Below are 20,383 nucleotides of genomic sequence, written 5' to 3'. Positions count from 1 at the left end.
AAGGTGGGCGGTGCCCACCCTACTGGTCGTACCCCACTAGATTGATGCTCAGGCAGAGTCTGGGCACCAGGAATCACAGCTTGGTAACAAGTAATCACAGCTTGGTGATAAGCAAGTACAGGTCAGCGCGAAGCAAGTACGGGCCAACGCGAAGCAAGTACAGACCAGCGCAAAGCAAGTACAGGCTAGTGCGAAGCAAGTGCAGTCCAGTGCGAAGCAAGTACGGGTCAACGCGAAGCAAGTACGGGTCAACGCGAAGCAAGCACAGGCTAGCGCGAAGCAAGTACGAGCGATTCTCTGCTGGAGAGGCTGCGCATTGGCGAAGCGAGTCTATAGTTCAGGCTTAGCTCACCCAACCCAAATAGATCGCCCAGGGCAGCAGCAAAAACCCTGCTGCAATGCCAACGCCAACCACCGCACTCGTTCCATAGGCCAAAGGCCGAATCCCTCGATCTAATAGCCCCATCGATTGCAGCGCGCTCCAAAACCCGTGGCGCAGGTGCGAGGCCAGCAGCACCAAAATGACCGTGTAGCCCAAAACATAGGGCAACGTCTGAAACTTCTCAATCACCAGCCGAGCCAGGTCGCGCACGGTGTCGCCGCCTAGCTCGGTGGTGTAGTGGGTGCCAAAGCGAAACGTCATCAGGTGGGTGACCCAAAACACCGCCAGCACCGAGCCGGTGACAATCATGGTGCGCGAGCTGAGCGTTTGATAGCTATTGCCGCCCGCCGACTGGTAGGTGCTGTAGCCCTCGGGCCGCGCCTGCCGCCGCCGCCAAAAAATCTCGATGCCAACCCAAGCGTGGAGCACCACGATCGCCGTCAGCGCCAGCTCAAACGCGTAGTAGACAACATGAAAGTTGCTCACCAGCAGGGCGTAGGCATTGTAGGCATCGCGACCGACAAACAGCAGCAGATTGCCGGCCATGTGCACCAGCACAAAGGTGACTAGCGCCAGCCCGGTGAACCCAGTGATCAGCTTTTTGCCGATTGACGAGCGATAGAACCTCAGCAGGGGCGAGGCCCCAGTGGCAGGCCGTTCAGGCTTTTGTTGGGGGGCTTTGAGGGTGTTGGTCATGGTTCGTCTTGCACGCGCTCGATTTGCTCAATCACCCGGCGAATCTCAAAGGCATCGCCAGCGTTGGGGTGCTGGTGGAGGTAGCGCTCTAGGTCGAGCCGAGCCTGATCGAGCATCCCCTGCTGATAGTGGATCAGGCCGCGATCGCGCCATTCACCCACGGCCTCAGGGGCAATTAGCAAAATCCGGTTGATGGCATCTAGCACCTTGGGCACATCTCTATTTTGCAGATAGATCAGTTTCAGGTTAGTCAGCATGCGCACCAAAAAGGTGGCCGGGGTAATCGGGAGCAGTTGCTGGGGCTCTAGCTGGGCGGGGTCGCCAAACATCTGCTTGAGCCGCTCGCGGCAGTCTTGCTCAAACATAATTTCGCCCCGATTGAACGGGTCCACAAAAATGTCCATTTCTTGGACTGTGGGGCGAATCAAGAAATGCCCCGGCATGCTGACCCCCGCCATGGGGAAACCAATGCGATCGGCGAGTTCCAAATACACCAGCGACAGCGTGATCGGGATGCCTACCCGGCGCTCAAGCACGTCATTGAAAAAGCTGTTGCGTGGGTCGTAGTAGTCAACGCTGTTGCCGCTGAAGTTGAGATCGCCAAACAGATAGTCGTTGATCGCCTGAATCACTTTGAGGGGGTAGCGATCCTCCGGCAATCGCTGTTGCAGAGTTTCAGCCATGCGATCGAGCATCGCCAGGTAGTCGTTCACCACCAGACGGGGATACTCTTCTTGGGCAATGTATAGCGCCGCTCGGGCCAGGCTCACCTGAGCTGTGGGCCGTTGCAGTTCTTGATAGAGGCGCTCGCGGGGCAATGCAGAATAGGTCATTTAAACGTCGTAATCCTTTCCGCTGCCATAGAGCAGGCGATCGCGCCACCGATGGCTATAGTATCGCGGCACCGGTGGCAGTGACTCAATTACTGGACTCAGGACGCGGGCCAGGGGTTCCAACGCGCTGTATCCAGCCAGATTGCTATAGTGCCCCAGCCAGCTAACCAAAGCCCCCAAACCTACCTGGGGAATAATCTTGGCCACCAGCGCCGGATATTTGAGAGATGTAACTGCCAAAGTCTTGGCCAAGGCCGGAAACTGCACTACATCCTGCAAAAAGGGCTTGAGGGTAGGCTCGCCCAGCCCAGCCATGGCGGCAAAGATCGCCGTCAGCATGCGGTTGATGTGCTGCTCGGCGAGGGTTTGATCCATCCCGACGCTCATTGATTTTTGAAAGAGCCAGGTGACCGACAGGTTGGGCTGGTAGGGCTGGAGCGCGCCTAGGGCGGTGGAGTCGAGGCGATCGCACCCCAAGGCCTCATCAATGCCCGCCACCAACCGCTCCAAGTGGCGAATCATCGCCCCAAAGCCGCCAAAGCTCAGGGGCGACTGACTGCCGCTGCTATCGCCCACCGCCAGGGTACGCCCCCACGGATATCGCAGCGGACTATCGCGGTAGCAGGGAAAGAAGCCAAACAACGCCCGCTGCACCCGTAGATCTGCCAGACTCACCCCCTGATAGTCCGGCAGCAGCGTCCAGTACTCTTCAAAAAAATCTGTCAGGCTCAGCCGCCGCGGGTCGGCATCCGTGTAGGTAAACATATAGGTCGTGCGGCCATCCCGAGCCGGGAACGCCTCCCAAAAGTATTGGCACTGGTGCCGCAGCGGCGTAAACGACGCGATCAGATCCCCCGTGTCGTTTTGGGCATAGCCCTGGGCGCAGGTGCCCACCACCAGACACACCGCATCGGGCTTGGCGTTGCCCCGCGCCTGCTGCACCAGGGGCGAAAAGTGGCCCATCGCGTCAATCAGCAGGCGAGTGGTGAATAGCTGTCCGGCTGTCACCGCTACGCCATTGGGGTGTACCTGGGCAGAGTCGAAGGCAGTGTGCTCAAACAGCTTGCCCCCAGCGGCCAAAAACTTGGCCTTGAGCCGCTCTAGCAAGCCTTTGGGATCAACCCCGACGTTGAGTACGTCCTCGACCCACAGCAGTTCACCATCGCCAAACTGAATGCGGGCCGGGTTGTATTCCGACGCGATGACGGCATCTAGTTCGTCTAAGGTCAGCAATCCCAATTCGGTCAGGGCCGCCAACTCGCGGCGAGAGATGTTCCACTCTTGCTCGCGTCCCTGCAACGGGCCGCGCTCGAGCAGCGCCACTCGCCAACCCCGCTGGGCCAGCCCCGCCCCCACCAGCACCCCCAGAGTGCCGCCGCAAATCACGACATCCCACTCAACCGATTCCAGCAGTGTTTCAGTTGGGTGAATTACTTGCTGCTCGGGTAGGTTGCCGGTGCGATAGCGCAGCCACAGGTCGTCAGCCCGCTGAAGCCCTGCTAAAGGATGGCCTGGTAGGCCAGAGAGCATTTGTTCAGTCAGGCTCATAAAATGCCGCAAAAGGCCAGAGAATACTGTTTCCAGTCTAAAACTAAATCACTTGAACTACGGGGCTGGCGCTGGCAAACCTGGGGCCGCCAGCGCATAGACGATCGCCGATCGCAGCAATCCAGTCTGTTCGAACTAACCTGGCAATTACTTGCGTTGCTTAACGCAGGTATGATTTGCCCCCCCGCCCCCCAATTTTGGGGGGAGCCGGAATCTCAAAGTCCCCCAGAATTGGGGGATTTAGGGGGCTACAAAAGTATGTTGCTTTTGCAGATTCATTCCTCAATTCAGCAACGCCTAATTACTAGCTCTCGAATCGGCAGTAGTTACACAGCACTGTTGAGTTGAGGGTAGTGATAAAAAACGACAAAAAAGCAGCCTCAAAGTTGAAGCTGCTACAAGCAAATCAGCGAAAATGAAAAATTGTAATTGCTCAACTAGGTAGACAAATCTGAAACCTATTAATGGCAAGGGATTCAGGGACTGGGCAAATCCACCTAGTTAGAGGCGATTCAACGAAAGAATGAGGGTTTCAGGCATTTTTACGTTCAAATTCTCTATAAGATGGCTTATTGACAATCATCTAAAAAGCACACCAAATAAGGGATTCCAGGGAGGAGGGGGTAGTTGAGCAATTACGAAAAATTAAAAGCAATTTTGCCGAGGCAACTGCCCTACCGGTTAAAGAAACCTTTGACAGAATCGACAACGCCCTCAGCGGAGTCTTTAGCGGCGTTGCCAGCATCTTCAACAGCGTTTTGGCTGCGATCAAGACCCTGCTTGGCCCGGTTGATCTCACGATCGCTGAGGCCGCGATCGGTGCCTTTGTCTACATCAGCGGGCACACCACCCAGACCCTCTTGAAGTCGGAGCTTGACCTGATTGACGGTGTCGCCGTCCTTAGTAATGCGGTCAAGTTCACGCTCAGCCCGCCCTTGCACAATATCTCCAGCTTCGTTACCCAGGGCGGTGGCGGGGGTACTAAAGCCAAACAACAGGCCAGAGCCAATTACCAGCGTAGCGAGGCCAACGCACAGAAGGCGCTGAAGTTTTGACGCGATCGCATTAACAGTCATGAAAAGTCTCCTGAGAAAAGTCACACTCACCAGTAATTAGTAAAGAGTAAAGTGTTGGTGCTTGTCTTGTTATAGGGCCAGCAGGGGCAGCAAGACCTCGCTCAGCGGGTAGATCTGATTTAGCAATTTAGTTACAGATTGAAGCTACCCTGTCTCTTACTTTTGACTGACGCTCTATCAACAAAATATTCGTGCCATAAATCTTCGTGTCGCCCGTGGGCAGCTCTAGCGCACCACGGGTCGCCTAGCCTAAAATCGTTGCAATCTAAAGTCTTACCCTCACTATGGCCAATGCCTCTAACCCGATCACCCAGCGAAATGGCGTTTTTTCGGAGGGGGCTTTTACTCGCCCAGCCAGCGGGGCAGCGCTGACCTGCTCGATTCTCGTGGTCGGTGGATCGACGGCGGCCTACACCACGACGCTGACCGCTTTAAGGCTCAATCTAGATGTGTGCCTGGTGCAGCCCCACAAAGTGGTGGGGGGACAATTTACCGCCCAGGCGCTGCCCGCCTCCGACGACGGTGACCTGCTCCAGGCCAAGGCGACGCTCTACACGGTCGATGGCGAAGAATTTGCGATTTCTAAAGCGCAGCGGGCCTTTCGCGATCGCCAGCGTGAGCTGCAACCGGTGGGTGGTCAAAAGGTAGCCAACCCCGGTGGCGGCTGGGTGAGCCCGCTGGCAACCACTCCAGTGGTGGCCGCGACAGCCATGAACGAGGCGCTGCTGCCCTATCTGCGCGATGGTCGCCTCACCCTGATTCCGTTTGCGGAGCCAGTGCAGGTGGTGATGCAGACGGTGAACGGGCGATCGCGCGTGCAGGCCGTTGTCTGCCGCGACACCCAGGCGGGCCACACCTTCACCGTCAATGCCAAAGTCACCGTCGAAGCCACCGACCTGGGGGATCTGCTGGAGGTCGGCAACATCCCCTCCCGCGTGGGTCAGGAGGCCCGCCATGAGACCGGCGAGGCCATTTTGCCCGAAGATGCCCGGCCTCAATGCCAGCAGTCGATCACCTTCGATGTGGTGGTCGAGCACACGGCGCGGGGTAAGGGGGTGCCCATCGGCAAGCCCGACGGGTTTGAAACCGAGGGCTGGATTGGCCTCAAAGAATTTACCAGCAACTTTTGGACTAAAGCTAAGCCCGATCAGTGGCAAAAGTGGGGCTTCTTTAGCGACTTTGGCATCTTTCGCTATCGCAGGCTGCTCAGGTCGCAAACCAATGAGAAAAAGGTCGTCCCCGGCGATGTTGCCGTACTCAACTGGGGCACCTCTAGCGAGCCCGATCGCGCTTTTTGCTGCGGCAACGACTACCGTCCTGGGCGGCTGGTGGGCGTGAGTCGCGAAGAGCGGCAGCTGCATATCCAGCGGGCGCGGCAGCGGGCGCGGGCCTACGTTCACTACCTGCAAACCCACGGCGCTGCCGACCTCAAACCCCGGGGCGACCTCACCTGGACCAACGACGGCATTGCCCTCGAACCCTACATTCGCGAAGCCCGACGCGGCATTGCCCTCACCACCGTTCGCCATGAGGATGTAGCTGAAACCTTTTTCCCTGACCAGGCGCGGGCGCGGTGCTTCGACGATTCGGTAGGCATTGGCCAATACCACTACATGGATCTGCACGGCAACGACGCCAAGGGCCACGTCAGCCCTCGGGGCAAAGATGTGGTGGCCTTGCCCTTTAGCCTGCCCCTAGGCTCTCTAGTGCCTCGGGATACCGATGGCCTGGTGCTGTCGGCCAAGAGCCTGGGCACCACCCACATTACCAACGCTGCCTACCGCATGCACCCGATGGAGTGGGCGATCGGCGAAGCCAGCGGCTTCCTAGCAGTATTTGCTGTGTGGACAGGGCTGGATCCCAGAGTGTTAGCCACCGAAGAACGACACATTCGCAAGATCCAGGGCTTCATGGCTCGCAGCGGCATTCCTATCTTTTGGTTCAACGACATCAGCCACGATGACGCCGACTTTGAGGCCATTCAGGTGCTGGCGGCGGCAGGCATTATCCGCAGCGAAGACCCCAGGCATCTCCGCTTCAGACCCCATGCCCCGGTTAACCGAGCGGTGGTAGCCACAGCTCTGGTCAACGTGCTCAAGCTGCCTACAACCCTGCCTGACCCGTCCACCTCGGGGCCGACGTTTAAGGACGTGCTTCCCGGTAAACACTGGGCCTACATGCCCATCGAAACCCTCTACGCCCATGGCATGATCGCCGGAGTCGGCAAAGACCGCTTTGCCCCCGATGCTCCCATCACCCGCGAACAGCTCTCGTTTTTGGTCAAGCGAGCCATGCCCGAGGTCTACGACAAGGCCTTTGGCCGCACCCCCATCGATCGCCAGAATCTCCAGCGCCGCGAACTGTCTCGCGTGCTCTACGAGGTACTGAAGGGTCGGCTGGGAATTTAGTGCTCCAGACACTTCGCCGTAGCTAGGGTTTCAGGTACAGGGGGCAGAGGAGGCCCTAAAGCTTGTGCTGGTTAATGTTCACGGTCAAAGCGATCGCCTCTCAGCCCCAGCGTTCTGATTGAGTGCTGAGCGTTTGTAGAAGTGCACTCCGCAAAAACGGCTGTTTTTCCTGTCTTGACTGCAAAGGTGGGGTTAAAGGTGCTTTTTGCTGCAGTTTAGGTAGTAAAGATTACAACGGCGGTGCCTAGAAGCCTGTTCACTGGATCTGGTCAATTAGGCATTTATGGTCAGTTACGCAATGAAATTGTTGAAGCGAATTAAGCGCCAGCCGCTCCTGAAAGCGTCTAAACGGCTGTTACAGGTTGTGAGTGGAGTAGGGGTTTGTCTGCTAGTGGCGACGGTTTGGTCGTCGTGGTTCTCGCCCGCCGCCGCCCAGTATGAAACCTATGAGGTCAAGTCAGTCCCCGGCAATGTGATCTGGGGCGAACTGTTCAAGCCCGACAGCGAGCCGATTCTCACGGTCAAATCGGGCGATCGCATCCGTATGGAAACCGTCTCCCACGAGGGCATCGTCCCCGACCAGGGGGATACCGTTGCGTTTCTCACCGGCGGTGGCATCAAAGAAGAAGACATTTTGCCCGATCAGATCACCATTAAGGGTGCCGTGCCCAAATCTGGGCCAGGCCCCCACGTGATTACTGGGCCGATCTACGTCGAAGGGGCAGAACCTGGCGACGTGTTGGAAATCAGAACCGTCGATATTGAGTATCGGGCACCCTACGGCGTGATCTCAAACCGCCACGGCAAGGGCGCTTTGCCCGGCGAATATCCCGAGAACGAAGCGCCGATCTACACCAAAATCATTCCCATCGACGCTGAGCGAGAAATTGGTATCTTTAAACCTTCTAACGGGCTACCCGATCTCGAAATTCCCCTCAAACCGTTCATGGGTCTGATGGGTGTAGTACCGGCGGCGGTAGAAGACGCGGCTAACTCCGTACCCCCTGGCCTCTACGGTGGCAACGTCGATATCAAGCACCTGGGTCGAGGCAGCAGCCTCTACCTGCCGGTGCAGGTGCCGGGAGCGCTGTTTTACTCGGGCGACCCGCACTGTGCCCAGGGCAATGGCGAAGTGGCGTTGACGGCGATCGAATGTTCTCTGTTGCCGACCTTTGAGCTGGTACTGCACAAAGATATGGAGCTGCCCGCTCCCATGGGCGAAACCGCAGATTCTTGGATTGCTGTAGGCCTCGACGTTGACCTCAACGAAGCCATGAAGAAGTCGGTGCGCGAATACCTGCGCATTGTGAACGAGAAGTATGGTCTCACCAAAGCTGACGCGCTGCTCTACGCCAGTGCCGATATTGACTTTGAGGTGTCTCAGGTGGTGGATATCGTCAAAGGCATCCACGGCGTGATTCCCAAAGACCGCTTCACCGCGCTAGAGAAGTAGCGATCGCCTAAGCAACCCAAACGGTAGGGCATAGCGCAAAAAGAACCCCGGTTTCTCAAGAAAACGGGGTTCTTTGTTGTGAGCCAATGAGCCTAAATCAGCGTCAGCAGGTAGATCAAGCTAAACAGCACAATCCACACGACGTCCACAAAGTGCCAGTAGATTTCGGCCATCTCAGGGCCAGTATGGGTGATGTCGGTGTAGTGGTTGGCGCGGCGCGATCGCCACAGCACCCCCAAAATCAGCACCAGCCCAATAAACACGTGGGCTCCGTGAAAGCCCGTTGTCAGATAAAAGCAGTTGCTAAACAGGTTGGTTTTGAGACCGTAGCCCAGGTTCATATACTCATACACCTGGCCAACCAAAAATACTGCGCCCATGGCAGCGGTAATGCCAAACCACTTGCGCATGCCCGCCAGGTCGTTCTTCTTGATCGCCTTGGTACCCAGGTTAATCACCCAGCTGCTCGACACCAGAATGAGGGTGTTCACCGCCGGTAGCAGTAGCTCAACCTCGGTTTCCTCCGGTGGCCACTGCACATGGCTGCCGCGAAAGACGAGAAAGACGGCGAAAAAGCCCGCAAACATCAAAAATTCTGAGGCCAAGAAGGTAATCAGGCCCAGCACCCGCAAATCCTGGTGCTCTTCGTGGGCCGCCACCTCGTGGCCAGTGACCACGGGGGTAGAATCAATTGCGCCTTGCATAAGGTTATCCGGGGTAAAGGGCAGGGAGTAGATGGGGGGATGCGATCGCTACGATCGCGGTGTTGGCAAAGGCTCACCCGCTGGGCCAACCTTGTCGGCTTGCTCCATACCGTAGGCGTAGGGCCCGTGGGTAAGCACCGGCAGCACCTCCCAGTTTTCGATAATCGGCGGCGAGTCGGTAGTCCACTCCATCGTCATCGCATTCCAGGGGTTAGGGCCAGCCTCCTTACCCTTCATCCAGCTCCAAATCACATTGAAGTAGAAAGGAATCACCGACACCGCCAGAATGTAGGCTCCTACCGTCACCAGCTGGTTCAGGCCAGCAAACTGCGGGTCATACATCGCCACCCGCCGAGGCATGCCCTGCATACCCAGGTTGTGCATGGGGGTAAAGGTGAGAATGGTGCCGATGAACGTCAGCACAAAGTGCACCTTGCCCAGGGGCTCATTCAGCATGCGCCCGGTAATTTTAGGGAACCAGTGGTAGATCCCCGAGTAGATGCCAAACACCGAGCCGCCGTACAGCACGTAGTGAAAGTGGCCCACCACGTAGTAAGTATCGTGCACGTGAATGTCAAAGGGCGCTGCACCCAGAGTGACGCCGCTGAGGCCGCCAAACACAAACATCGACAGCAGGCCCACCGCAAACAGCATGGCGGTCGTATAGCGAATCTTGCCGCCCCACAGCGTCGCCACCCAGCTAAAGATTTTGATCCCCGTCGGCACCGCCACAATCAGCGTTGAGATAGTGAAGAAAATCCGCATCCAGGGGGCGGTGCCGCTGGTGAACATGTGGTGTACCCACACAAACAGCCCCACCAGGCAAATGGTGAGCGACGAGTAGGCGATCGCCTTATAGCCAAAAATCGGCTTGCGAGCATGCACCGGAATCACCTCCGACATAATGCCGAAAATCGGCAAAATCATCAGATACACCGCCGGGTGCGAGTAAAACCAGAACAGGTGCTGATACACCACCACGTTGCCGCCCGCATCGGGCTTAAAGAACGAGGTGCCAAAGTTGATGTCAAACAGCAGCAGCACCATGGCTGCCGCTAGTACCGGCGTTGCAAACAGCGCCAAAACAGATGTGGCCACCATGGCCCAGCAAAACAGCGGCATCTGATCCCAGGCCATACTGGGCACCCGCATCTTCCAGATCGTAACCAGAAAGTTCACCGACCCCAAAATGGATGAGGTACCCACCATAATCAAGGCCACGCACCACAGAGTCTGGGGCAGGTTGGCGGTAATCTCGCTCAGAGGCGGATACGAAGTCCACCCCGACTGGGCACCACCGCCCAAGAAAAAGCTGGCGGCCAGTACCGCACCCGCAGGTGGGTTAAGCCAAAAAGCCAGGGCATTGAGCTTAGGGAACGCCATGTCCCGCGCCCCAATCATCAGCGGAATCAGGAAGTTGCCAAACCCCCCGATCGCCGCCGGCACGATCCACAAAAAGATCATGATGGTGCCGTGGTTAGTCAAAAAGGCGTTGTAGAGTTCGGGGCTCAGAAAGTCAGAGTTGGGGGTGGCTAGCTCAGTGCGCATCAGCACTGCCATAAAGCCGCCCACCAGGTAAAACAAAAACGATGTCACCAGGTACTGAATGCCAATCACCTTGTGATCAACGTTAAAGGTGAAGTAGTCGTACCACTTCCACTTGTCCGGATGGCCGTGGCCACCCTGGAGCTCCGTGGGTTTGATCGAAATATCTGCTTGAGCCATAGATCGTTTGCTAATGAAGGCTATAAAAACTGCGGGGCACGGCGGCTAAGGTGGCTGTCAACTTACAAATTAACCCTGACCCAGTCCTAGACCGTTTTGCATGAACCCGACGAGATTAGCGTTAATGATTCGTTAAACCGGTTTGAGCAATTTGAACCGGAGATCTCGCGAGATCGGGGGCAATTCCCGCCAAGTACTCGGCATCAGTGGCATTCTCGCTGGGTTGAGCCACAGTGGTGGTAGGCGTCGCTTCAGCTACCCGGCTGGCTACCCAGTCGGCGTAATCTTCTGCAGACTGCACGATAACCTGGGTGCGCATGCCGCCGTGATACGCGCCGCAAAGTTCGGCACAGACCACGGGATAGGTGCCCTCGCGGGTGGCCACAAAGCGTAGCTCAGCCGGTTCGCCAGGCAGAGCATCTTGCTTCAGGCGAAATTGCGGTACCCAAAAGGAGTGAATCACGTCCTTAGCTTCGATCAATAGCTGCACATCCTGACCCACGGGTATGTGCAATTCACCATCAACAATGCCTGTGCCAGGGTAGGTAAAGATCCAGGCATACTGCATGCCGGTAACGTTTACCGTCACGTCTGGCGAGTTCATGGCTCCCAAGGGGCTGGCCCCAAAGCCATAGACCTGGGTTTTGCCAAAGACGGTGTCATCGTCAACGCCCTGGGCTAGTAGCAGGGGCGCTACATCAATCACCGATTGCTGTGGTGCCATAGCTACCATAGCCCCGTGACCGTGGTGGCCACCGGGCGAAAAGCCGCCCATTTCCTGAAAGACCACAACGCTGTACAGGCCCAAGCCCACCACAATCACAGCGGGAATGGCGGTCCAAAATGCCTCTAGGGGCAGGTTACCCTCAATGGGCAGGCCGTCGGTATCATCGCCCTTGGGCTGGCGAAAGCGAATTAGTGAATAGACGATCGCTCCCTGCACCACAATGAACAGGGCTGTGCCGATAGTCATCATGACGTTGAACAGGTCATCCACCAATGGGGCCTGCTCAGACGCCTGCACCGGCAGTAGATTGTGGTTTTGCCCCACCCAAAGACTGACCAGGGTGACAACGATACCGAGAACCAGCGTCCAAAAGGGGGCGGGAATTTGTTTCATGGCTACTCTCCTAGGGAGATGTTGCGAAAGATGCAAACCTCAGCCTCGTGAGGATATGCACCTGGAACGTGCGAATTAACTACCAGGGCTAAAAAACCATCAGCCATGTCTCTTTGCATGCTAAAGGTCAGATCCAGTCTGGCTTAAGAAACTTCTGATTTGCTTCAACTCTGTCAACGAACCGCGTCATCTTTGTAAAGTTACGTAACTTCTAAAGTCGTCAAGAAATCAGGACTTCCCAAAAAAATAACCACCCCTAGGGTCTAACGCAGATCCTGCCAAACTGGAGACAATTGATAGTTAGCTGTAGCGTTTTAAAACTCAATCCTTTTCAAACGCCGCTAGCAAAAGGGCATAGCCGCTGTCGTTAAGTGCTGGATTGCCGAGTTACATTTTCTTGCATATCAGGGTAGTGGCTGAAGGATGGGCACCCTAAGCCTATTGCTCGAGTCACAGACTTGACTGACGGCTGCGGGCTTTTGTACCCAAGGAGAGATTGCACATGGACTTTCCGATGGCCTCTAGCCAGCCCGATGTTCGCAAAGAAGCCCTTGTGGCCTTGACAGCCCAGTTTGTTAAGCAGGGCCATCCCCCTAGCTATGCCCAGCACATGGCTACTGCTTCTATTTTTCAGGCCGATTTAGAATTGCGCAACGCCCAGTTCAGTCGCCTGCTCGCCTGGCTCAAGGAATCTCATGCTGACGTTTATCCCAAAGCGCTCGAAATTGCTGAGGACGTGCGGCAAGAGTTTGAGAAGCGCGTCACTGGCGAGTTTTAGTCCGCCTAATCCCTTTAGAGGTGGCGAAATTAAGCGCTCGTACCCCAATAGCGCTACCTATGGCGTAGCTTGGTTCTACAGTGAGCAGCCAAATTGTATAGAGCAAAAACCGCCCCTTGCTAGGACAGCCTGTCCTGAGCAAGGGGCGGTAAGCAGTCGGCGCAATCACCTAGCTGGCAATGTAACCGTGCATGGTGGATTTGCGGCGGCGCAGGTGTTTGAGAGCCTGTTGCTCTAGCTGACGCACCCGCTCGCGGCTGATGTTCATACGGTTGCCAACCTTGGCCAGCGACAGCTCGTTGCCATCCTCAAGACCGTAGCGCAGAGTGATCACCTCTTTCTGTTGAGGGGTGAGCTCAGACAGTAGATTGCGAATGTCCTGCTTCAGCGACTCCTGAGCAGTGAAGGTTTCAGGCGAAATGCCGTCGTCTTCCAGCAGCTCTTGCAGCTCCGTATCCTGGTTGTCGCCAATGCGCACATCCAACGAAATGGGCTGCCGCGCCAGCACCAAAAACTCACGAATTTGCTTGGGCTCTAGCTCTAGCGCCTCACCAATTTCGTTGGCGTTGGGGCTGCGGCCTAGCTGCTGAGACAGCTCGCGCTGCACTCGCTTGATCTTGTTGAGTTTCTCGGTGATGTGAATGGGCAGGCGAATGGTGCGCGCCTGCTGCGCGATCGCCCGGGTAATAGCTTGGCGGATCCACCAGTAGGCATAGGTTGAGAATTTGTAGCCCTTAGTGGGGTCAAACTTCTCAACACCGCGCTCCAGGCCCAGGGTGCCCTCTTGAATGAGGTCTAGAAATTCTAGGTTGCGCTTCTGGTATTTCTTGGCGATCGCCACCACCAGACGCAGATTCGCCTCAATCATTTTGCGCTTGGCTCGCTCGCCTTGACGCACCGTATGGTTAAGCTGAGCTTCGTCTAAACCAGCGGCTTCGGCCCACTCGTTTGAACTGGGTTCATGGCCCAATGTCTCAGTCAGACCTTCTTTTTGCTCGAGCAGCGCCATATAGGCCTGCACCTGCTTACCGAAGATAATCTCCTCTTCGTGGGTGAGCAGCGGTACTCGGCCAATCTCATGGAGGTAGGTTCGTACAGCGTCAGCACTGTAGAGGGGCTTGCTTTTTAACGTACGGGTCTTTGTTTTAGCCATGAATTAACCTTTGTCCTCCACTGACGATGCGGCAAACGCTGAATGCTGAAACCCAAAAACTGATAAAAAAACGATCACCTTTCAAAAATGCCTAGGCCGAATCACGGAGAGATAGCGAGCTTCTCGGCCTTATATCGGCTCCAATACTGAACTGAGAGCAATCAAACTCGAGTTCTGCCTCGACACGCATCCTTGCTGCTCTAACAAGATGCGGTTCTGCAATTTTCATCCTTGATCCTTAAAGATCAGGACTAAGTTAATCACTTGCAATACAGAGTCACCAATCTAACGGCTGTCCAGACTTGTATCTGCTGAAGCTGCGGTTGATCAACGTTGCAAAGCCTAAGGCTGACACAGATGGCTAGAGTTCTCAACAAAACTCGAAGCCATTACGAGTTTACTCCTCCAGAATATAACAACTTTCTGGTTGCGTAAAGTGCTACAGGTGTAGTTATGCGTTTGACGGGGGTAGGGGTCACTTTGTTTCCCGAAGGAGTTAGGTTAGCCAACTGCGGCAGAGCGGTCTGCATCAGATGTTTCAGTTCCGAACTGGGCTTGAGGTTGATGCTTTTAAGAACATCTTCATTTTCAACGATCGAGGCCTTGAGGCATGGGGGTTTCCCTCCTGAGAAAACCGAACCTGCTGAAGTAACTAGCTGTAGGAGTAGATCGCAACTTTTCAAGCCCCAGGTTACTGAAACTGTGTAGCAAGGGTGTGTCGGCGGTATGGCAACTCTATGGCAGGTCTGGCAGCATACTACAACCTGGCAACTCCCTCAACCTGATCTCCCGGCACTGGCACACAACCTGTTAGCGACTGCTCAAAAACCGGTAGACTCAGTGAGATTATTTTTCATCCCTAAGCATAAGCACCCATGAACAACGGGTTAGACCATCGCCTGCTGGCTACGCGCCCGGCTCCTATTGGCATCTTCGACAGCGGTGTAGGTGGCCTCACCGTGCTAAGAGAAATCTATCGCCAGTTGCCCAACGAGTCAGTCCTGTATTTTGGCGATACGGCGCGACTGCCCTACGGCTCGCGATCGCCCGAAGAAATTCTCTACTTTGTGCGCCAAATCTTGACCTGGATGGCTGAGCAGGGGGTGAAGATGGTAATCATGGCCTGTAACACTAGCTCAGCCTTGGCCCTTGATCCGGTGCAGGGTGAGTTTCCCTTTCCGGTGCTGGGGCTAATTCGGCCAGGGGCTCAAGCGGCAGCTTTGCAGGGGCGTCGCATCGGTGTGATTGCTACCCAGGCTACGGTCACCAGCCGCGCTTATACCCATGCCATTCAAGAGATCAACCCGACCTGTCAGGTGTGGGAGGTCGGCTGTCCCAACTTTGTGCCCATTGTCGAGCAAAATCAAATTAAAGATGTCCAGGCTCAGCGGGTTGCCGCTACCTATCTGCAACCGCTAATTGCCGCCAACATTGATACCCTGGTGTACGGCTGTACTCACTATCCTCACCTGGCTCCAGTGTTGAAGCCAATTTTGCCTGCCACCATGCAGTACGTTGATCCAGCGATTTCTATGGTGGCAGCGGCTGCCAAAGAGCTTGATGCCCTAGGGTTGCGCAGCAGTACCCCTGCTTGGTCGACAGAGTTTTACGTGAGTGGCTCGGCTCCTGAGTTTAAGCGCTTGGCGGTGCAATGGTTGGGCCACCAGCCCACCGTGCGCCAGGTTCGTCTGCCAGAACTGGTGGCTAACCCCAAGGGCTAACCCTGGGAGCGACGCCGGATGCTCAAGCGCTGGGCGAGCACGAGCATGGCGTAGATCAGGAGTAGATAGGCGATCGCTAGCAGAGGAATAACGATTAGAGAGGCAGAATAGGTCATAGTCGGCAGCAGCAGATAGAAGAAGACCATCAATGTCTGACGAGCATAGATATGGCCAAAGGCAGCAGCAGGTGCTACCAAAAACCAGATCCTTCTGCGCAGAAGGAACTTTGCTCGCCAACAATTTTGGGCGCTGGCACGCCCGTAGAAGCTAGTAAAAACGACCGAGCGCCTAGGAAACCAGTGAGAAACCCACTTAGCACCGCGATCGACTCAATTAAGTGAACAAGACAAAGTCAGACAAAAAGCTTGCGGGCTTTGCTTGTTTCTTGAGAAATTCTTAAATTAATCCTATCACGGTATTTTGCGGTCGGGTGAGAAATATGAGGTGTAAAATCGCTTAAATTTTGGGCTGATTTTGCCAATTGGTTTGGGCCATTTAGCCATCGCTGCGGTACCGGCTTTAAGGGTGTAACCCAGGTCTGTCGGCGGGTTTAGCACTAGTGTCAACAGCTCACTAAGCTGCGGTCATAGTCTGGTAGACAACAAAAAAGGCTGAGCTTTTACCAATACTCCTCCTGGGGTTGTCTTAGAATGACGATAGAATATGTAAAAATTCGTAACTTTAGCGCTCTTGCCGGGGTCTATGACTTCAGTAACTTCTCTTTTCGCGCCGGTTGAGTCCGACCTTGACCTGATGACCCAAAATCTCAAGGGGTTAGTTGGGTCACGGCATCCCATTTTGTCGGCGGCGGCCGAACACCTGTTTGGCGCTGGGGGCAAGCGGGTGCGTCCAGCCATCGTGCTGCTGCTGTCTAAGGCCACCCTGCCAGGGCAAGAGATCACTCCCAAGCACCGCCGCCTGGCCGAGATCACCGAAATGATCCACACGGCTAGCCTAGTGCATGACGATGTGGTCGATGAAGCCAGCGTGCGGCGTGGAGTGCCCACCGTGCACAGCAGCTTTGGCAACCGCATTGCGGTGCTGGCCGGTGATTTTTTGTTTGCCCAGGCGTCATGGTATCTGGCTAATCTCGACAACCTGCGGGTGGTCAAGCTGCTCTCCCAGGTAATTATGGATCTGGCCGAGGGCGAGATCCAGCAGGGTTTGAACCGCTTTGATACCAGCTTCTCGATTGATGCCTATCTAGACAAGAGCTATTTCAAAACTGCATCGCTGATGGCCAACAGCGCCAAGGCGGCAGGGGTGCTGAGCAACATGTCGGAAACCGTGATCGAGCAGCTCTACGACTACGGTCGGCATTTGGGTCTGGCTTTTCAGATCGTTGACGACATTCTCGACTTCACCAGTTCTGATGAGGTGTTGGGTAAGCCTGCCTGCTCTGACCTCAGGAGCGGCAATTTGACAGCTCCTGTGCTCTACGCCATGGCTGAGCATCCCTTTCTCACGACTCTGATTGAGCGGGAGTTTTCTGAGACCGATGACTTTGACCAGGCGATTAACTTAGTGCATCAGAGCAGCGGTATTGTGCGATCGCGCGAACTCGCCGCCACCCATGCCCGCCTAGCGGCAGCTTGTCTGGAGCATCTGCCCCCTTCCGCTGCTCGCCAGGCTCTCCAAGACCTGACTAGCTACGTGCTGCGGCGAATTTCTTAGGGGTGTGGAGCACCTATGCACGGCTGTAACCAAATTTCTGCGGCCAGAGCAGGTTAGGCTAGGCTGCGAAGGTAGCTCCATAGCGTAAGCCAATGGGACAGGAAATTGAGCGCAAATTTTTGGTGGTGGGCGACGACTGGCGTCAGGCTGCCCAGGGCGAATTGATCTGCCAGGGCTACATTCCCACCCAGGACGCGCGGACTGTGCGGGTGCGGCGAGTGGGCGATCGCGCCTACCTCACCCTCAAAGGCCCAGCGGTGGGCCTAGTGCGCCCTGAATTTGAGTATCCCATTCCCGTTGCCGATGCTCAGACCATATTGGCAACCCTCTGTCAGCCTCCCTTAATCGAAAAAACGCGCTATCGCCTTCCGCTAGGGGAGGTGGTGTGGGAAATAGACGAGTTTTTAGGCGAAAACCAGGGATTAATTGTGGCAGAGGTCGAGCTTACCAGTGCCGACCAAGTCATCAGCCTGCCCGCCTGGGTCGGGGCAGAGGTGAGTTATGACCCTCGTTATCACAACTCCAACCTAGCCCGCTATCCCTTTAGGAGCTGGAATGTTTAGGATTCGCTAGGTGGATACTGCCGCCCCCGCCATTGGGTAGGCCGCCGCAGAGAAGAGAGACCGATGCGCGCTACTGCTGTCAAGTCGGCCAGGGGCGACAGCCAGAAAGCCCAGGCTCCTGGTGCCCCTTTGAGGTCGTAGGCTGTTGCCACCGCCGCCTGCATACCCAATCGCATCAATAGCAAGCCCGTATTCACGCCAAGCAAGATCTTGAGCGCCAGCGACCACCAGGTGGGCGCAAAGTGCTGAAGCGCCCCTAGCCCCGGTACGAGCACCCAGGGCAACCCCTGCACCAGGGCAAGAAATGCCCAATCCCACCAGATCTGCGCGGCTGGAGCGGCATCTTTGAGGTCGAGGGAGCGGCCCCACTCGCGCCAGGTTTCGGCCATGCCCTCGTACATGCGCACTTTCAGCAGGCGAGTGCCATCCCAGAAGCCCACCTTGGCCCCCTGGGTGGCGGCGTGGCGAGCCAGAGTGACATCGTCACAAAAAGAGGTGGCGGCGGCCTGGTAGCCGTCGAGTTTTTCGAGCAGCGATCGCCGCACCATAAAGCACTGGCCGTTGGCCATCACCCGCTGCGACGAGCCACTGGGGCTGCCCGCCGGGCCAAACCGGTACACCAGCGTCATCAGCAAAGCGGGCTGTAGCCAAAATTCGCCGGGGTGCTTGAGAATGAACCGAGGCGCAAGGGACACCAGGTCATAGCCCTCGCTATTCATGGCTTTAGCTAAAGCCGCCACTAGGCCAGGCTGAGGCTGGGTATCGGCATCGATGCCCAACACCCATGTGCTAGCGGTTGAGGTCTGGCGAAAGCCGTAGTCTAGTGCCCAGGGACGCCCCACCCAGCCCTGGGGCAAGGGGTCATCCTCTAGCAGGCGCAACCGTGGGTCGTGAGCCTGGTAAGCACTGACTACCGACTGGGTGCCGTCGGTAGACCGGCTATCGACGACTAAAATTTCCCGCACTTCGTAGCCCTGACGAGTCAGACCCTCCAGGCAGGGGCGGATGCGATCCGCTTCGTTGAGCGTCGGCACCACCACCGAAACCGTACCCAGCAGGTCGAGGTTGGGGGCTGCTGGGGCCAGGGGCGGCTTGCGAAAGGGACCCTGCATCAACCGCGACAGCAGCACCGCCACCATCGGCAACTGCATTGCCAGCAGCACGACCGCTACAAAACTTGGCCAGGGAAATAGGGTGGCCGCATCAGTGAGCAAGGGAGTACCTCAAAAACGGACGTTAAAACGATTGAGCCTGCTGACTGTAGATTTACACAGCTCAATTTCAGAATATTTGGCCTCGGATAGTGGATACTATCCGAGGCCAAGGGGCTAATCTCCAAAAACTAGGCAGAGATTAGAATGCGCTACTCAAGAACTCTTAGTCGCTGCTATCGGAGCTTCAATGACCGGGGTGGGTTCAACGAAGACCTGTGACAAATCTTCTTGGGCAGTGGCTCGCCAACAGAGCACCGCAGGCAGGGCTCCGGTCAAAATTCCCAAAGCAATGGGGACGTAGAAGCCAGCGGCCAAGCTCATCACCAGGGCGAAGCCAAAGTTGGACAGATACACAACTAGGGGTAGGGTGAGCTGCCCCTGGTCTAGCTCAGGCGAGAATTTGAAGGTTTTCCAGAGACCCAGGGCTAAGCCGATAAAGACGACTCCAGTACCGAGCCAACCTGCAAAGTTTTGGTAGGGCATACCAAAGAATGCGCCGGGTTCGTGCCAGTACCAGAAGGGTAAAGCGGTCTGGCTCATGGCTGGATCGAGCACAAAATCCCAGGAGGTGAGAAGAACAGATCCTAGAAATATGGCAGCCAGCGATCGCGCCCAGTTGTAGCGGCCAGCACCGCCCCCAGCGGCCAAACCGCTGCGAGCTAGCAAAAACGACGCCAGTCCCAAATAAAACCACGACAGCGGAATGGTAAAAGGCACGAGACCAGCTACTTTGTAGCCTAGCCCGTTGAGATAGCTGTAGTGGCCGAAGGGAAAACCAGTGCTAGTGCCTAGCAGCTCACTTGTGAGCGAAACGCCGACGGCTGCGATCGCAAACGTAATCAAGCTCCCCAGTCCTAGAGTGCGATAGGCGTACAGGGCCACTGCCACCGTTCCCAGCAAAATGTAGCTAACGCCGCCGCCAGCCATGCTCCACCGGAAGAGGGTGGGCCCTGCCGGCAAGTATTCTAGGATGCCAGGGTGAGGCACCACCCACAGCAGCCCGGCCAAGCCAAAGGCCATGGCAACAATGTGACCGTATAGGCAAAACCGCTCGATGGCTAAAAGATTTCTCATGGTAATTCCTAGATACCGCTGGTCGGGCTGTGTAGCTCGACCTCTAACCGTTCTTCATAAATGAGGGCTGAGCAACAGCCATAGTTGCAATCGTCGCTTAAATCATAAGTTTTGTAAATGGTGAATTTTTCAGCCTCGCCCACGCTGAATTCGTTTGTCTACAACAGAAGCTATACCTGCTTAACAGTTTGCCAACGCGGCTCTCGCCTTGCCCAGGGGCGGTGTGGAAATCAGGAAAATCGGCTAGGATGACGGCATACA

General features: G+C 56.1%; 17 protein-coding genes. 6 read left to right on the top strand and 11 right to left on the bottom strand.

Features of this window, described 5'->3' with window-relative positions; translation table 11 throughout:
* Positions 1-343 precede the first annotated feature (343 nt).
* The 4 genes from H6G07_RS11655 to H6G07_RS11640 all read right to left on the bottom strand — a co-directional run bounded on the left by H6G07_RS11655 (position 344) and on the right by H6G07_RS11640 (position 4,535).
* Positions 344-1,078 carry a succinate dehydrogenase cytochrome b subunit gene (locus H6G07_RS11655; RefSeq protein ID WP_084173381.1) on the bottom strand — a complete coding sequence of 245 codons (735 nt, stop codon included), beginning with the start codon at positions 1,076-1,078 and terminating at the stop codon, positions 344-346.
* Positions 1,075-1,911: a SirB1 family protein gene (locus H6G07_RS11650; protein ID WP_073609878.1), complete on the bottom strand. Its 837-nt coding sequence runs from the start codon at positions 1,909-1,911 to the stop codon at positions 1,075-1,077. Before H6G07_RS11650 ends, H6G07_RS11655 begins: the two co-directional genes overlap by 4 nt.
* Positions 1,912-3,459 carry an FAD-dependent oxidoreductase gene (locus H6G07_RS11645; protein ID WP_073609879.1) on the bottom strand — a complete coding sequence of 516 codons (1,548 nt, stop codon included), beginning with the start codon at positions 3,457-3,459 and terminating at the stop codon, positions 1,912-1,914.
* 674 nt (positions 3,460-4,133) lie between these two features.
* Complete coding sequence (locus tag H6G07_RS11640; RefSeq protein ID WP_073609880.1) at positions 4,134-4,535, bottom strand: hypothetical protein; 402 nt, start codon at positions 4,533-4,535, stop codon at positions 4,134-4,136.
* Between the two features lie 284 nt (positions 4,536-4,819).
* On the opposite strand from H6G07_RS11640, the gene H6G07_RS11635 reads away from it, so the two are divergent.
* Both H6G07_RS11635 and H6G07_RS11630 read left to right on the top strand, forming a co-directional pair.
* Complete coding sequence (locus H6G07_RS11635) at positions 4,820-6,943, top strand: FAD-dependent oxidoreductase (protein ID WP_073609881.1); 2,124 nt, start codon at positions 4,820-4,822, stop codon at positions 6,941-6,943.
* A gap of 391 nt (positions 6,944-7,334) precedes the next feature.
* Positions 7,335-8,396, top strand: a complete 1,062-nt coding sequence (locus H6G07_RS11630; RefSeq protein WP_199312038.1) for an acetamidase/formamidase family protein — start codon at positions 7,335-7,337, stop codon at positions 8,394-8,396.
* Between the two features lie 92 nt (positions 8,397-8,488).
* Here the strand turns inward: H6G07_RS11630 and H6G07_RS11625 are convergent, their stop codons facing one another.
* The 3 genes from H6G07_RS11625 to H6G07_RS11615 all read right to left on the bottom strand — a co-directional run bounded on the left by H6G07_RS11625 (position 8,489) and on the right by H6G07_RS11615 (position 11,945).
* Positions 8,489-9,100: a cytochrome c oxidase subunit 3 gene (locus H6G07_RS11625; protein ID WP_073609882.1), complete on the bottom strand. Its 612-nt coding sequence runs from the start codon at positions 9,098-9,100 to the stop codon at positions 8,489-8,491.
* A 48-nt stretch (positions 9,101-9,148) separates the two neighbouring features.
* On the bottom strand, positions 9,149-10,825 hold the full coding sequence (gene ctaD, locus H6G07_RS11620) for a cytochrome c oxidase subunit I (RefSeq protein WP_073609883.1): 1,677 nt from the start codon (positions 10,823-10,825) through the stop codon (positions 9,149-9,151).
* Between the two features lie 121 nt (positions 10,826-10,946).
* Complete coding sequence (locus H6G07_RS11615; RefSeq protein WP_073609884.1) at positions 10,947-11,945, bottom strand: cytochrome c oxidase subunit II; 999 nt, start codon at positions 11,943-11,945, stop codon at positions 10,947-10,949.
* A gap of 502 nt (positions 11,946-12,447) precedes the next feature.
* Here H6G07_RS11615 and H6G07_RS11610 point away from each other — a divergent pair.
* On the top strand, positions 12,448-12,723 hold the full coding sequence (locus H6G07_RS11610) for a hypothetical protein (RefSeq protein WP_073609885.1): 276 nt from the start codon (positions 12,448-12,450) through the stop codon (positions 12,721-12,723).
* Between the two features lie 169 nt (positions 12,724-12,892).
* Here H6G07_RS11610 and H6G07_RS11605 read toward each other — a convergent pair whose 3' ends face one another.
* A complete protein-coding gene (locus tag H6G07_RS11605) occupies positions 12,893-13,876 on the bottom strand; it encodes an RNA polymerase sigma factor, RpoD/SigA family (RefSeq protein WP_073609886.1) in 984 nt (327 codons plus the stop codon).
* An 875-nt stretch (positions 13,877-14,751) separates the two neighbouring features.
* Between H6G07_RS11605 and murI the strand changes: the two genes are divergently transcribed.
* Positions 14,752-15,597, top strand: a complete 846-nt coding sequence (gene murI / locus H6G07_RS11600) for a glutamate racemase (protein ID WP_073609887.1) — start codon at positions 14,752-14,754, stop codon at positions 15,595-15,597.
* Here murI and H6G07_RS11595 read toward each other — a convergent pair.
* A complete protein-coding gene (locus tag H6G07_RS11595) occupies positions 15,594-15,794 on the bottom strand; it encodes a hypothetical protein (protein WP_139297126.1) in 201 nt (66 codons plus the stop codon). The genes murI and H6G07_RS11595 overlap by 4 nt on opposite strands.
* Positions 15,795-16,299: 505 nt before the next feature.
* Here H6G07_RS11595 and sds point away from each other — a divergent pair.
* Entirely contained in the window at positions 16,300-17,271 is a 972-nt protein-coding gene (gene sds, locus H6G07_RS11590) for a solanesyl diphosphate synthase (RefSeq protein WP_073609888.1), read from the top strand.
* Positions 17,272-17,363: 92 nt separating this feature from the next.
* Positions 17,364-17,834: a CYTH domain-containing protein gene (locus H6G07_RS11585; RefSeq protein ID WP_073609889.1), complete on the top strand. Its 471-nt coding sequence runs from the start codon at positions 17,364-17,366 to the stop codon at positions 17,832-17,834.
* Here H6G07_RS11585 and cruG read toward each other — a convergent pair.
* Together cruG and cruF are read right to left on the bottom strand one after the other, a co-directional pair.
* Positions 17,831-19,048 (bottom strand): 2'-O-glycosyltransferase CruG, encoded by a 1,218-nt coding sequence (gene cruG / locus H6G07_RS11580; protein WP_338420695.1) that lies wholly within the window; start codon positions 19,046-19,048, stop codon positions 17,831-17,833. The genes H6G07_RS11585 and cruG overlap by 4 nt on opposite strands.
* Positions 19,049-19,201: 153 nt before the next feature.
* The gene (gene cruF, locus H6G07_RS11575; protein ID WP_073609890.1) at positions 19,202-20,122 is read right to left on the bottom strand and encodes a gamma-carotene 1'-hydroxylase CruF; all 921 of its coding nucleotides are present in this window, start codon (positions 20,120-20,122) and stop codon (positions 19,202-19,204) included.
* Positions 20,123-20,383: the final 261 nt, after the last annotated feature.

Source organism: Phormidium tenue FACHB-1052, assembly GCF_014696675.1.
Classification (GTDB): Bacteria; Cyanobacteriota; Cyanobacteriia; order Phormidesmidales; family Phormidesmidaceae; genus Nodosilinea; species Nodosilinea tenuis_A.
The sequence above is the reverse complement of the archived record's forward strand: the minus strand, read 5'-3'. Positions and strand labels throughout refer to the sequence as shown.